Raw genomic sequence first — 14084 nt, 5'->3', positions numbered from 1 at the left:
CTGGGAGCGCCCTGAACTCCCGTCGCCGTGAGAGAAGTCGATGCATCCGCAGAACCACTGGTACGGCCATTCTCAGTTCCTCGCGGAGTACGCGGGACTGGGCTCGGGCCGTGCCCCGCGCATCGATGGATACCTGCAGCACGGCTGGAATGTGCACAACGGTTTCGGCGTCCGAACGCCGCTGATGCCGGGGGCCACGAAGCTGGTCTGGTCGGCCCGGCCGATGCGGCGTGGGTGGCGTTATGGCGACCGGAACTATCGCGTGATCGGGTCGCCGTGGGCGTACTTGCTTCAGGTGGAGCCGGGCGAACCGGTCGAGCGCAGCGGCACGATCTTCTATCCGTTCCACGGGATTCCGTCGCAGTCCGTGACGGGCGATCACGAAAAGCTCGCCCGCGAGGTACGCGAGACCGAGGAGGGCCCGGTGACGGCCGCCCTCTATTGGCTGGAGTATGAGCAGCCGGAGATCCGGCGTGCGTACGAGAACGCCGGGTTCCGCGTGATCTGCCACGGATACCGCATGGGCGGGTTCGACCGCGGCAGCAACGCGATGCTGCGCAATCAGCTTCAGGAGTTGCGCCGGCACCGGCGGGTGGTGTCGAACCGGCTTGCCACCGCGGTGCTCTACGGCGCCAGTGTGGGCTGTGAGGTCGGCGTCTACGGCGACGAGATGCTCATCGAGAACGAGCATCCGATCTACGGTGGGAACGCCCGCATCCGGCGTACGTGGCCGCAGTTGCACGCGACCTTCGTGGATCGGGAGGCCGCGGCGGCCGTGGCCGACGAGGAACTCGGGTTGAGTCAGATCCTCAGCCCGGCCGAACTCGCCGACGCCTGCGGCTGGACCCTCCCCCATCCCGGCACCGGGTCTGAGGTGCCGCATCAGCGAACCGACCGGAGGCACTGAGACGTGGACGCGGTCAACCTCGCCGGTGAGGAGATGCTGGACTGGGCGGAACCGCCCGCTGATCGTCCAGGTTCCTCCGCCGTGCTCAGCTGGGCGATCCGGGATCTGCTCACGCCGGGCGGGCGCGTCCTGATCGTCGGCTACCGCGACGACGACCTCATCCGGTCGCTACTCGCGACAGGCACGCGGGTGGACCTTCTGCTACGCGGCCTCACCGACGCGGAGACCGCGGCGGCGGCGTACGCCGAGCTCCCGGTGACCGTGCACAACGGCAGCTTGAACCTGTTCGCCGGGACTGGATACGACACTGTCCTCGCCCTCGGCGGGTTGGCCCGATTGAACACGCCCGAAAGCGTCTTGAGCTGGCCGGAGGCGGTTGCCACGCTTCGGCGGAAGCTCCGGCCGGGGGGAACCTTGGCCGTCGTGGTCGCCAATCCGTTCGGCGTCGACCGGATCGCCGACCCGGGTTCCGGCGTACGCGCCACGGACGAGGACTGGCCGGCCGGGACGGCCATGCGCACGGTCACCGGCCTCGGCGACGCGCTGGCGACCCTTGACCTGGCCGACGTTCGCACGTTCGGACTGTTCCCCGGGCTCGCGGCGCCGACCGCCGTCGTCGAGCGCGCGGCGCTGACCGAGACCCTCACCGGCGTCATCGCCTCCGCCTGGACGTGGTCGCCGGAGCACCCGGCGGTCACCGATCCGCGCCGCCTCGTCCGGGACGCGATCCGGGCCGGGGTCGGCTGCGAACTCGCCCCGGCATGGCTGTTCGTCGGCCACACTGGTACGCCCACCGGGACACTCTCCGCCGCGACGGCGTACGCCGACCGCCCGGTCGCGCCGGAACTCGCCGTCGTGCAGGCGCTCCGGTCCGACGCCGGCGGCTGGCACCGCGAGCCGCTGGGCGACCTGGCCCCCAAGTCGTCGGGCAAGATCACGCGATCGCCGGAGCTGCTCGCGGGGAAGCTGAGCGCTGGACCGCTCGCCGAAGACGTCCTCCTCGACGCCTGCGCACAGCACGATCTCGCGACGGTACGCACCCTGCTCAGCCGATACGTGGATTGGCTGAGCAGCATCGATCAGCGGATCGGGGCGACCCTGGACAACGTCGTCGTCACCGAGGACGGGCTGGAGCTGTTCGACCCGAGCTGGGCGAGTTCCGCCGAACCGGCAGCGGACATTGTGGCGACGCGGGGGTTCCTGCGGTTCGCCCAGCGACTGCGGTCCGGGGCATACGAGAACCCGTGGCCGGTCGGCACCACCACGGAACGGCTGACGATCACCTTAGCGGCGACGGCCGGCCTCACGATCACCCCCGAAGCCGTACGCACTGCCGCCGAGCTGGATGCGGAGATCGCCACGGCGACGGGCGAACCCGTCGGCCAGAGCGCTGCTCCGCTGGGGCAGCGGGAGGCGCTGGCCACCGTCGCCCGGCTCACCGCGGCACTCGACGAGGCGCAGGCGCAGACCAAGTTCTTGACCGACCTGGTCGCCAAGCGCGACCGGCAGCTGGTCGAACTGCGCCGGTCGGTCACGTTCATGATCGGCCGGGTCGTCACCGGGCCGCTGTCCGCGCTGCGGAAGGCCGTCCGCCGCTTCCGACGCTGACCGCACCCGCTCACCGCACCGCCGAACGCGCTACTCCAGCGCCGAAGCCAGCCACTGGATCAGGGATCTCGGTCGAATCTTGGCTCATGATTCGACCGAGATCCCTGATCCAGCGCCAAAAGCCGCCAGCGCGGAAGCGGACAGCGCGGAAGCGGACAGCGCGGAAGCGGACAGCGCGGAAAGCGGACAGAAGCCAGCGCCGAGTTAAGGCTTGCCGCACGGAAGAGTCGGGCGTACAGTCCTTCTCAGGGTGAGTTAATCTCAATGGGAGAAGGACGAGCGTGGCAACAGAGAGCGAGTTCCTGGACGCGTACGACCCGCGAGCCTTTCCGGCGACGGCGGTGACGGTCGACGTCGTGGCGCTGACGATCCGCGACGGCCGGCTGCACGTGCTGCTCATCGAGCGCGGCGAGCACCCGTTCGCCGGCAAGAGGGCGCTCCCGGGTGGCTTCGTCCGCGAGGAGACGCTCGAGGAGGCGGCACGACGGGAACTCGCCGAGGAGACCGGCCTGACCCCGGAGCAGCCCGCTCTGCAGCGGGTCCATCTGGAGCAGCTGGGCACGTTCGGCGATCCGGGCCGGGACCCTCGGATGCGCGTGGTTTCGGTGGCCTACTTGGCGTTCGCGCCGAGCCTGCCGGATCCCCGCTCGGGCGGCGACGCCACCGCGGCCGGGTGGTTCCCGGTGGACGAGGTGGGTTCGCTCGCATTCGACCACGGCGACATTGTGGCGGCCGGGCTCGAACGCGCCCGGTCGAAACTGGAGTACACGCCGCTGGCGACGGCTTTCGTCGGCCCCGAGTTCACCATCGCCGAGCTGCGATCGGTGTATTCCGCGGTCTGGGGCGAGGACCTGCACGCCGGCAACTTCCACCGCAAGGTCCTTTCGGTGCCCGGGTTCGTGGAGAGCACTGGTGCCACAACCGAGCGCGGCGGTGAGCGCGGAGGTCCGCGCGCCCGCCTCTACCGGGCGGGCGACGCCCGCCTGCTGCATCCCGCACTGTTGCGCCCCACCAGCGAGGACGGTGTGCGGTAACCCGACGGGGAAAGGGGAGAGAAATGGGAAGCGGACGCTGGTCCACCGACGTCTATCAGGCCGGGGAACGGTATCGGGCGGCCACCGGCAGCAGCGCCTTCGCGTACAGCGACAGCGGCGCGCGAACGGTGCATCCGCGGTTGGATCCGCGGCAGGCTCGCCTGCGGGAGAGCCGGGACAGCGCCGAGCACCCCCGGTCGACGGCGATCGCGGTGCTCTTCGACGTCACCGGATCGATGGGGCACGTGCCCCGCAAACTTCAGACGAAGCTGCCGGACCTGTTCGACCTGCTGGTTCGCAAGGGCTACGCCACGGATCCACAGATCATGTTCGGGGCGATCGGCGACGCCACCTGCGATCGCGTACCGCTCCAGATCGGGCAGTTCGAGTCGGACAACCGGATGGACGACGACCTCGGCCGGATCGTGCTCGAAGGCGGCGGTGGCGGCCAGCGCACCGAGTCTTACGAACTGGCCATGTACTTCATGGCGCGCCACACCGACATCGACTGCTTCCAGCGGCGGGGCCGGCGTGGTTACCTGTTCATCATCGGCGACGAGATGGCGTACCCGCAGGTGGATCCGGCTGAGGTCAGCCGGGTGATCGGTGATCGGCTGCCCGAGCCGATCCGCACCGAGGCCATCGTCGCCGAGCTGACCCAGCGCTACGACGTCTACTACATCCTCCCGGCCGGCACGAACTACGCCGGCGACCGGCAGATCCTGGGCTTCTGGCGCCGCCTGCTCGGGCAGAACGTCATCGAGCTGGACGACCTCGACGCGGTCTGCGAGACGATCGCGCTCACCGTCGGCCTGGGCGAGCGGGCCATCAGCCTGGACCAAGGGCTCGGTGACCTGGCCGAGGTCGGCTCGGGTGCCGGGTTCGTCGTCGGCCGTGCACTGTCCCGTGTGGTGCGTCTGTGAGCGACGCCCGGCACACGGTGGTCGTCGATCTCGGCTACGGCGACGCCGGCAAGGGCACCGTCGTGGACTGGCTCTGCGCGAGTGGACCGATCTTCGCAGTCATCAGGTTCAACGGGGGCGCGCAGGCCGCCCACAACGTGGTGGCGTCCGACGGGCGCCACCACACCTTCTCCCAGTTCGGCTCCGGCTCGTTCCAGCCGGGGGTGCGGACGCATCTGTCCCGCTTCATGGTCGTCGACCCGCTGCTTCTCGCGATGGAGGAACGGCATCTCGCGGCGTTGGGCGTACCGACGTGGGAGAGATTGACCATCGACGAGCGGGCGTTGCTCGCGACGCCGTGGCACCGCGCGGCCAATCGCCTGCGCGAGACCCGGCGCGGCGGGGAGCGTCACGGTTCGTGTGGGGTCGGGGTGGGTGAGGTGATGGCCTTCAGCCTCGCGCATCCCGACGCGCCGCGGGTGGGCGACGTCCGCGATCCGGTGCGGCTCCGTCGCGCTTTTCAGCTGGTACGCGAGAAGCTCAGCACCGAGCTGGGCGACTTGGGGTACGACGTGCCCGTCGACGACGTCGCGGCCGCGTTCGAGGATTTCGGCCGCACGGTGTCGATTGTGGACGGCTCCTATGGCGCGGAGTTGCTGGCCGCCGGACCCTGCGTCTTCGAAGGCGCGCAGGGTGTCCTGCTGGACGAGTGGCGCGGCTGGCATCCCTACACCACCTGGTCGACGACGACGTTCGACAACGCGGAGACGCTGCTGGCCGAGGCTGGGCAGGAAGCCCGGCGGCTCGGTGTGGTCCGCGCCTACACGACTCGGCACGGGCCGGGGCCGATGGTGACCGAGGACGCCGGCCTGACCGCGGCGCTGCCCGACGCGTACAACACCGACGGGCGCTGGCAGGGCGGTTTCCGGGTCGGCCACTTCGACGCCGTCGCCCACCGCTACGCCGTCGAGGTTTGCGGCGGTGTGGACGGCCTCGCCGTCACGCATCTCGACGTCGCCGCGCGTACGCCCGACCTGCGGATGTGCCCGTCCTATTCGACCGGCGACCGCATCGTGCCCGGTGAGTTCGGGGATCTGGCGTACCAGGAGAAGCTGACGAACCACTTGTTCGAGGCCACTCCGGTGCTCGACGGCCATCCGTCGGCCGATGCCGTCTCGGCCGCGCTGGACGCTCCGGTGCTCCTCGAATCGTGGGGGCCGACAGCGGCGGACAAACGCCCGCGAGGATGATCGCGGGATGGAGATCCGCGCCGCCCGGCCCGAGGACTACGACCCGATCATCGCCGTCGTCGACGAGTGGTGGGGCCGCCCGATCGCCGCCTCGCTGCCCCGCCTGTTCTTCGACCACTTCCACCGGACGAGCCTGGTGGCGACGGCCGACGGCACGCTGGCCGGGTTTCTCGTCGGCATCCTGTCGCCGTCGTCGGCCGAGGACGCCTACATCCATTTCGTCGGGGTCGCCCCGACGGCTCGGGGCACCGGGGTCGGCCGCGTCCTCTACGAGCGCTTCTTCGACCTGGCACGGGCCGACGGGCGTACGCGGGTGGGTGCCATCACGGCGCCGGTGAACGCCGGCTCGATCGCCTTCCACCAGCGCATGGGCTTCGCCGTACGCGGTCCGGTCGTGGGCTACGACGGGCCGGGCAAGGACATGATGGTCTTCTCCCGCGCCTTGTAGGCAGTATCGAAGTATTGACGTTTGTGTAACGCCGGGGTTATCTATACGTCCATGAGAGCGCTCTCACGGAACTCCTCGCCCCGGCGGCTGCTGGTCGCGGCCGTCGCCCTCGGCCTCACCGCCGCCGCTGCGTTCGCCGGCACGCTCGGCGCCAACGCCGCCCTCCCCGCCACTCCCAGCGGCTGGACCCAGGTCTTCGCCGACGACTTCACCGGCAGCGCCGGTTCCGGCGTCAACACCGCGAACTGGCAGTACACCACCGGAACGAGCTATCCCGGCGGGCCGGCCAACTTCGGTACCGGCGAAGTCGAGACCATGACCTCCAGCACCACGAACGTCCGGCTGGACGGCTCGGGGAACCTGCTGATCACCCCCGTGCGCGACGGGGCCGGGAACTGGACCTCCGGCCGGGTCGAAACCGTCCGCTCCGACTTCCAGCCGCCGTCGAACGGCGTACTGCGGGTCGAGGCCCGCATTCAGCTGCCCAACGTCACCGGCAACTCAGCCCTCGGCTACTGGCCGGCGTTCTGGATGCTGGGTGCGCCGTATCGCGGGAACTATTGGAACTGGCCCAGCGTCGGCGAGATCGACATCATGGAGAACGTCAACGGGATCAACAACGAGTGGGCCACCCTCCACTGTGGTACGACACCGGGCGGCCCGTGCAACGAGACCAGCGGCATCGGCGGTCAGCGAGCGTGCTCCCCCACCACCTGCCAGGCCGACTTCCACACCTACCGCGTGGAGTGGGACCGCAGCACCAGCCCGCAGCAGATCCGCTGGTACCTCGACGGCGTGCAGTTCCACACCGTCAGCGCCACCCAGGTGGACGCCACCACCTGGACGAACGCCACGAACCACGGCTTCTACATCATCCTGAACGTCGCGATGGGCGGCGGCTTCCCAGCCGCGTTCGGCGGCGGACCCACGTCGGCCACCGTCTCGGGCATCCCGATGAAGGTGGACTACGTCGCCGTCTACAGCAAGGCGGGCGGCGGCTCGACGAGTTCTCCCACGCCGACGGCCACGAACGGCGGCGGGTCGCGGGACGCGTACTCGACGATCCAGGCCGAGTCCTACACCTCGCAAAGCGGTACGCAGCTGGAGGCGTGCACCGACAGCGGCGGCGGGCAGAACCTGTCCTACGTCGGCAACGGCGACTGGGCGCTGTACCAGAACGTGAACTTCGGCAGTACGCCGGCGACGCAGTTCTACGGCCGGGTGGCCAGCGGCGCGGCCGGCGGCGTGAGCGGCCTCGTCCAAGTACGCCTCGACAGCCTGTCCAACGCTCCGATCGGGTCGTTCGCGCTCGCCAACACCGGCGGCTGGCAGAGCTGGACCACGGTGCCGGCCAACATCAGCGCCGTCACCGGTACGCACAACGTCTACCTGACCTTCAGCAGCGGCCAGCCGGCCGACTTCGTCAACGTCAACTGGATCTCGTTCGGTCACTGACCGGCCGCGCGACGGTGGCTTCCCAGCAGGGAAGCCACCGTTGTGCGTATCCCTGGTGTTCAGAGGGCGAGACGGAGACCGGGGGCCGCCGCGACCACCGGGCACCGCGCGAACGCCGCGGCCTCCGTGAGCAGCGCGGCCGGATCGTGCCACGGCCGAAGGTGCGTGATGACCAGCAGCCGCGCGCCGGCCGACGTGACCAGGCGACCTGCGTCCCCGGCGCTGAGGTGGCGCTTCTGCGGATCGGCGTCGAACCCGGCGGCCTCAGCCAGCACCACCTCACATCCGGCGGCCAGCTCGTCCAGCTCGGCACAGGGCTCGGTGTCGGCGGTGTAGCAGAGCCGGTCGTCGACTCGGAGGGCCCAGGTGTCCTCGATGTGCCGGACCGGCGCGATCCGCACCGAGAACGGACCGATGGCCGTCGTCGCGAGCGCCTCCGGTACGCGTCTCAGCTCCGCGTCGGCGTCGTGCTGCCAGATGCGCAGGTTGTCCGGTCCGTAGACCGGGATCGGCGGCGTCCCGGGATGGAACCGTCCTTTGTGGTAGCCGATGGTGAACAGGTCGTCGGCGTGGTCGCCGTGCCGATGCGAGATGAAGACGGCGTCGAGCGCGCCGGGGTCGGTGTACCGGAGCAGCGGACCGGCCGAGCCGGTGCCGGCCTCGATCAACAGCCGGAAGCCGTCCTGTTCCAGGAGGTAGCTGGAACAGGGTGAATCCGGGCCGGGGATGGAACCTGAGCAGCCGACGACGGTCAAGCGCATGACTCGCACGGTACTGCGCGCCCGCCGCTTGCGCGGGCTCGGGCTCGGACGCTTGCGCGGGCTCGGGCTCGGGCGCTTGCGCGGGCTCGGGCGCTTGCGCGGGCTCGGGCTCGGGCGCTTGCGCGTTATCCGGGATGACGTCCCTTCGCAACGACGTGAGGCCGCGTTATCCCCGGATAACGCGGCCTCGTGAAAGTCCGAAGCGGTCAGCGACGACCGATGTCGATCCGGTCGCCGCGCTCGTCGAAGAAGTGCAACGCCTCCATGCGCACCGACACCGCGAGCGGGTGGCCGTTGGTCACCTGGGGGTAGGGCGCGAGCCGGACGGCCAGTTCGGCCGGGCGGCGGTGATGGCGGCCGTCGCTCAGGACGCTGGTCCGCTCGGCGACCGCCGTCGTCGCGGCCGGATCGCGGGGCGTCGAGCGGCCGCTGAGCCGGCTGAGGACGTGGCCGAAGCGGCGCAGGCCCCGGTTGCCGTTCTCGTCGGTGCCCTCGGCCGGCGCCCCGCCCAGTTCGTCGATGACGACGGCGGTCGCGCCGATGTCCACGAAGGCCAGCGACTCGTGACCGTGGTGCTCGAGGTAGCGGATGCGGCCCTGAAGCACGTCGCCCGTGGTGTCCGGGGCGACCGGCATCAGCGCCTCGGCCCGTACGCCGACGACGATGCGCTCGCCGTGATAGTGCGACACGGCCCGGGCGCGAATGTCGTCCCACCGCAGGTACAGCGACTGCTCGCCGAGGTTCAGCTGGACGTAGCGGTCCAGGTGCACGTAGACCGACGCCTCCAGCAGGTTCATCCGGGGGCTGCCGAGGAACGCGGCGACGTAGAGGGTCGCCGGCTTGCCGTAGACCTGGGTCGGGGTGCCGACGTCCTGCAGGACGCCCTTGCGCATGATCGCGACCCGGTCGGCCATGGTGAGCGCCTCGGCCTGGTCGTGCGTGACGTAGATGGTGCTGACGCCCAGCTCGTGGACCAGGCCGGAGATCTCGGCCCGCAGCTCGGCCCGCAGTCCACTGTCGAGGTTGGACAACGGCTCGTCCATGAGGAACAGGCCCGGCCGGCGCACGATGGCGCGGCCCATCGCGACCCGCTGCCGCTGACCGCCGGAGAGCTGGCTGGGCTTGCGGGCGAGCACGTCGCCGATGCCGAGCGCGGCGGCGACGTCGGCGACCCGCTCCTGCCTCGGCTGGGGTTCCACACCGGACAGTCGCAGCGGGAAGCCGATGTTGTCCCCGACCGTCATGTGCGGATAGAGCGCGAAGTCCTGGAAGACCATGGCGATCCGCCGGTCGCGCGGCGCGAGCTGGTTCGCCAGGACGCCGTCGAGCATGATCGCACCGCTCGTCGGATCCTCCAGTCCGGCGACCATGCGCAGCACCGTGGACTTACCACAACCGGACGGGCCGAGGAGGACCATGAACTCCCCGTCGGCTACGTCCAGGTTCACATTGTCGACCGCGACCGTCCCATCCGGGAAGACCTTGGTCACGTCCTTGAGCGCGACGGTAGTCACCGTCACCTCCCACACTGTTCCGGCCGCAAGTCTCGTAACTGTGACGAAAACCTCTCGGTCAGTACATCGGGTAAACGTTTGATGTTCAGCGCGTATTCGAGCCGTTACGCAGCAGCTAGAGAGAGGGGTCCTGTCGCCGGGCGGTCTTGTACCCCCACCGCAGCGCGGAGTAAACGGGATAGAGCCGCTTGGCCAGCAGAATGTATTTGATCTGATGGATTCGGCTGCCCGGCGGCGTCCACCCCGGTGGGGCGTACCGGTGCTGGAAGGCGGCCAACCGGAAGAAGAACTCCCGGCGCAGCCCGGGCTCCGGGATGCGGGCCTCGTTGCCGAGGACAGCTATGCCCTGCCGCATCGACTGTTCGAAGAGGACCGGCCGCAACGGGTGATCAGGTGGCACCGCCGCGAAGACCCGCTCCCAGTGATGGATCATGCCGAGGTGGCGCGCCCCGCCGGTCGAGGTGATCGCGCCCTCGCGGAGCCGGTAGTAGACGCAGACCTGATCGAGGAAGGCGATCCGCCGTGCGGCGAGCAGCGCCGGATACGTCCAGGACACGTCCTCGTACAAGCCGGGATGGAAACGCAGACCCTCGTCGAGGAGGAACTGACGGCGTACGACCCGGTTCCAGGCAACGTGCAGGAGCCCGACGACCGAAGGCCGGTCGACCGCCGCGAACACCTCCGGTCCCGGCGAGCGGGCCAGCGCCCGTGCCATCGCACTGCGCCGGCTCGTGCCGGTGTTCTCGGCGTACCGGGCGAAGTCGACGATCAGCATGTCGAGCCGGGGATCCGCCGCCAGGCGCCCGGTCACCGCGGCGATCGCGCCGTCGGCCAGCCAGTCGTCGCTGTCCACGAACCAGACGAACTCGCCGGTCGCCTCGTCCAGGCCCGCGTTCCGGGCCCGGCCCAGACCCACGTTCTCGGTCAGATGTCGTACGCGGACGCGGCCGTCGCGGGCGGCGTAGGAGTCGGCGATGTCACCGGAGCCGTCGGGCGAGCAGTCGTCCACGACGATCAGCTCGAACTTCTCCGGAGCCGATCGCAGGATCGAGTCGAGGCACTTCCTCAAGTACGCCTCGACCCGGTAGACCGGCACCACGACGCTCAGCAACGGCACGCTGCATCATCGCATGCCGCATCCGAAGTTTCGGGCGAATCCCGACAGATCAGGCGGCGGCCGGAGCCGGCACCGGACCACCCTTGTACGCCTCCAGCGCCTGCTCCACGGTGCCGTCGACGCGCAGCTCGCCCCGGTCGAGGAAGAGCCCCCGAGTGCAGAAGCCGGTGAGGTCGGCCTCGTTGTGCGAGACCAGGACCATCGTCCGGCCCTCGGCGAGCAGCCGCTGCATGGTGGCGTAGCACTTGGCCCGGAACTCGGCGTCGCCGACCGCCATGACCTCGTCCACCAGCAGGATCGGGTGCTGCAACTGAGAGATGATCGAGAAGCCCAGGCGGACCTTCATACCCGAGGAGTAGTGCCGGACCGGCGAGTCGATCGACTTGGCGACCTGCTCCCCGGCGAAGTCCACGATCTCGTCGAACTTCGCGGCGATCTCCTGCTTGGTCAGCCCGTGCAGGGAACCCACGAGATTCAGGTTCTCCCGACCGGTCAGGTCGTTGGAGAAGCCCGCCGACAACTCGAGCAGCGGCGCCACCCGTCCGCGTACTCGGATGTTGCCCTCGTCCGGGATCAGCACGCCGGCGATCAGCTTGAGCAGTGTGCTCTTGCCGGTGCCGTTCTTGCCGATGACGCCGACCGCCTCGCCCGGCTTGATGTCGAAGGAGAGCTTGCGCAGCGGCCAGAACTCGCCTTCCGGGCCCTTGTGGATGTCGCGCTTACGGCCGTGGAAGATCAGTTCACGGACCTGCAGGTTGCGACGGCGACCTTTGACGAACCGCACGCCGAGGTTGCGGGCGCTGATGATGGGCTCGCTCACGGGGTCACAGCTCCTTGAGAACCGAGGGCTCGAGCTTGTGGAAGGTCCACCAGCCGAGGAGGAGGACGAGGGTGCAGCCGGCCGCGCAGGACAGCAGCAGCCCGGTCGAGGGCCACTCCTGCGGGAACCACGCCGAGTGCTGGAGCTGCATGATCCCGACCAGCGGGTTGGCCTGGTAGACGATCTTCACCCACTCGGGGATCTTGTCGGTGTTGGTCACGCGCTCAAGCGGATAGATGACCGGAGCGGCGTAGAGCAGGATGCGCTGGGCGAGCCGGATGAACCGCTCGACGTCCGGCAGCATCACGTTGAGGCCGCTGAGCAGCAGCGCGACGCCGGTCAGCAGGACGAACTGCAGCAGCACCGCCAGCGGAATGGCGACCGCCGTACGCCACGTGACGTGGCCGTGGAAGATGATCGCCGCCCCGATGAGCACCGGAAGGCCCGCCAGGTACTCGGCGAACCGGCCGGTGACCCGGCCGAGCGGGAAGATCTCGCGCGGCACCTTGATCGTCGTGATCAGGCGAGCCTGCGCGGTGAGCGCCGTCGTCGACTCGGACAACGCGCTGCTGAACCACTGCCAGGCGAAGATGCCGGAAAGGATGAACAGCGGATAGGACGCGCCCTCGAAGGTGCTGCGCTGCGAGTAGAGCACGCCGAAGACGAACCAGTAGATCAGGCCCATCGACAGCGGCTCGATCAGCGACCACAGGTAGCCCAGCACCGACTGCTGGTACTTGACCGCCAGATCCCGCTGCACGAGCACACGCAGCGTGCTGCGATGGCCCCAGACCCCGGCCACGCTCGTACTCACCCAGGACCTCCCGGCGTCGTCATCCTCAAAGACTGTGGGCGCAAGGGTAACAGCGCTCTCCCGCTCGGAAAGACCCACGGTCAGCACTCGATGACGTTGACCGCAAGCCCGCCGCGGGCGGTCTCCTTGTACTTCACCTTCATATCGGCTCCGGTCTCCCGCATTGTCTTGATCACCTTGTCGAGGCTGACGAAATGGTCCCCGTCGCCTCGGAGGGCCAGACGAACCGCTGTGATCGCCTTCACACTGGCCACCGCGTTTCGCTCGATGCAGGGGATCTGCACCAGACCACCCACAGGATCGCAGGTCAGGCCGAGGTTGTGTTCCATGGCGATTTCGGCGGCGTTTTCCACCTGTGCGGGCGACCCGCCCATCACCTCGGCCAGCCCGGCCGCCGCCATCGAGCACGCCGACCCGACCTCACCCTGGCAGCCGACCTCGGCGCCGGAGATCGAGGCGTTCTCCTTGAACAACACGCCGACCGCGCCCGCGGTGAGCAGGAAGCGGATGATGCCGTCGTCGTCGGCGGTGGGCACGAACCGGGCGTAGTAGTGCAGCACCGCCGGGACGATGCCCGCGGCTCCGTTCGTCGGCGCGGTCACCACCCGGCCGCCCCCGGCGTTCTCCTCGTTCACAGCCAGGGCGAACAAGGTCACCCAATCCATCACTCGCAGCGGATCGGTCATGCCGAGCCGGCCCACCTCGGACTGGAGCTGACGGCGCAACTCGGCGGCGCGACGGCGGACCTTGAGCCCGCCGGGCAAGGTGCCCTCCCGGGTGCACCCCGCCTCGACGCAATCGGCCATCACCTGCCAGATGTGCAGGAGCCCGGCCCGGACGTCGGCCTCAGAACGCCAGGACAGCTCGTTGGCCAGCATGACGTCGCTGATCCGCAGCCCGGTCTCCCGGGTGTGCGCCAGCAGTTCGGCGCCGGTGCTGAAGGGATAGCGCACCGGGGTGTCGTCGGGCTTGATCCGGTCGGCCCCGGCCGCGGCCTCGTCGACCACGAAGCCACCGCCCACCGAGTAGTAGGTGCGGGAGCGGAGGACCGCTCCGGCGGCGTCCCGGGCGGCGAAGGTCATGCCGTTGGGGTGGTAGGGCAGCGCCCGCCGCCGATGCAGGGTCAGCTCGACCGTGGCGTCGTGGACGCCGAGCAGCGCCGCCCGCCCGGCCGCTCGCATGACGCCGGCGCGTTCGTCGGCGGTCTGGGTGTCGACCGTCTCCGGGTCCTCCCCGGCCAGCCCGAGGAGCACCGCCTTGTCGCTGCCGTGACCATGGCCGGTCGCACCCAGCGAGCCGAACAGCTCCGCCTGGATCGAGGCCACCTCGGCAAGCACGCCGTCGGCCTTGAGCCCGGCGACGAAAGTCCGGGCGGCCCGCATCGGTCCCACCGTATGCGAGCTCGATGGCCCGATACCGACCTTGAACAGGTCGAAAACGCTGATCACAACACT

At 69.5% G+C, this 14084-nt stretch carries 13 protein-coding genes; 7 read left to right on the top strand and 6 right to left on the bottom strand.

All coding sequences use genetic code 11. The features are described 5' to 3' along the window. Positions 1 to 40: 40 nt before the first annotated feature. From AB0H43_RS30685 to AB0H43_RS30655, 7 genes are all read left to right on the top strand, one after another. The gene (locus AB0H43_RS30685; protein WP_360005026.1) at positions 41 to 907 is read left to right on the top strand and encodes a hypothetical protein; all 867 of its coding nucleotides are present in this window, start codon (positions 41 to 43) and stop codon (positions 905 to 907) included. A gap of 3 nt (positions 908 to 910) precedes the next feature. Beyond that, positions 911 to 2515, top strand: a complete 1605-nt coding sequence (locus AB0H43_RS30680; protein ID WP_360005025.1) for a hypothetical protein — start codon at positions 911 to 913, stop codon at positions 2513 to 2515. Positions 2516 to 2796: 281 nt separating this feature from the next. Then, the gene (locus tag AB0H43_RS30675; RefSeq protein ID WP_360005023.1) at positions 2797 to 3549 is read left to right on the top strand and encodes an NUDIX domain-containing protein; all 753 of its coding nucleotides are present in this window, start codon (positions 2797 to 2799) and stop codon (positions 3547 to 3549) included. Positions 3550 to 3572: 23 nt separating this feature from the next. Beyond that, the gene (locus tag AB0H43_RS30670) at positions 3573 to 4472 is read left to right on the top strand and encodes a hypothetical protein (protein WP_360005021.1); all 900 of its coding nucleotides are present in this window, start codon (positions 3573 to 3575) and stop codon (positions 4470 to 4472) included. Continuing rightward, positions 4469 to 5701, top strand: a complete 1233-nt coding sequence (locus tag AB0H43_RS30665; RefSeq protein WP_360005020.1) for an adenylosuccinate synthetase — start codon at positions 4469 to 4471, stop codon at positions 5699 to 5701. The genes AB0H43_RS30670 and AB0H43_RS30665 overlap by 4 nt, the downstream gene beginning before the upstream one ends. Before the next feature lie 7 nt (positions 5702 to 5708). Beyond that, positions 5709 to 6149, top strand: coding sequence for a GNAT family N-acetyltransferase (locus tag AB0H43_RS30660; protein ID WP_360005018.1), 441 nt, complete (start codon positions 5709 to 5711; stop codon positions 6147 to 6149). Positions 6150 to 6200: 51 nt separating this feature from the next. Continuing rightward, positions 6201 to 7604 carry a glycoside hydrolase family 16 protein gene (locus AB0H43_RS30655; protein ID WP_360005016.1) on the top strand — a complete coding sequence of 468 codons (1404 nt, stop codon included), beginning with the start codon at positions 6201 to 6203 and terminating at the stop codon, positions 7602 to 7604. Between the two features lie 59 nt (positions 7605 to 7663). Here the strand turns inward: AB0H43_RS30655 and AB0H43_RS30650 are convergent, their stop codons facing one another. The 6 genes from AB0H43_RS30650 to AB0H43_RS30625 form a co-directional block, all read right to left on the bottom strand. Further along, positions 7664 to 8365 (bottom strand): MBL fold metallo-hydrolase, encoded by a 702-nt coding sequence (locus AB0H43_RS30650; protein ID WP_360005014.1) that lies wholly within the window; start codon positions 8363 to 8365, stop codon positions 7664 to 7666. 206 nt (positions 8366 to 8571) lie between these two features. Continuing rightward, the gene (locus AB0H43_RS30645; RefSeq protein ID WP_360005319.1) at positions 8572 to 9879 is read right to left on the bottom strand and encodes an ABC transporter ATP-binding protein; all 1308 of its coding nucleotides are present in this window, start codon (positions 9877 to 9879) and stop codon (positions 8572 to 8574) included. A 115-nt stretch (positions 9880 to 9994) separates the two neighbouring features. Further along, positions 9995 to 10996 (bottom strand): glycosyltransferase, encoded by a 1002-nt coding sequence (locus tag AB0H43_RS30640; protein WP_360005012.1) that lies wholly within the window; start codon positions 10994 to 10996, stop codon positions 9995 to 9997. Between the two features lie 49 nt (positions 10997 to 11045). Next, positions 11046 to 11816 (bottom strand): ABC transporter ATP-binding protein, encoded by a 771-nt coding sequence (locus AB0H43_RS30635; RefSeq protein WP_360005010.1) that lies wholly within the window; start codon positions 11814 to 11816, stop codon positions 11046 to 11048. Positions 11817 to 11820: 4 nt separating this feature from the next. Next, positions 11821 to 12630: an ABC transporter permease gene (locus AB0H43_RS30630; protein WP_360005009.1), complete on the bottom strand. Its 810-nt coding sequence runs from the start codon at positions 12628 to 12630 to the stop codon at positions 11821 to 11823. 80 nt (positions 12631 to 12710) lie between these two features. Beyond that, entirely contained in the window at positions 12711 to 14078 is a 1368-nt protein-coding gene (locus tag AB0H43_RS30625) for an L-serine ammonia-lyase (protein WP_360005007.1), read from the bottom strand. Between the last annotated feature and the right edge of the window lie 6 nt (positions 14079 to 14084).

Source organism: Hamadaea sp. NPDC050747, from assembly GCF_040654195.1.
In the GTDB taxonomy this organism is placed as follows: domain Bacteria; phylum Actinomycetota; class Actinomycetes; order Mycobacteriales; family Micromonosporaceae; genus Hamadaea.
This window is presented reverse-complemented; position numbering and strand designations above follow the sequence as displayed.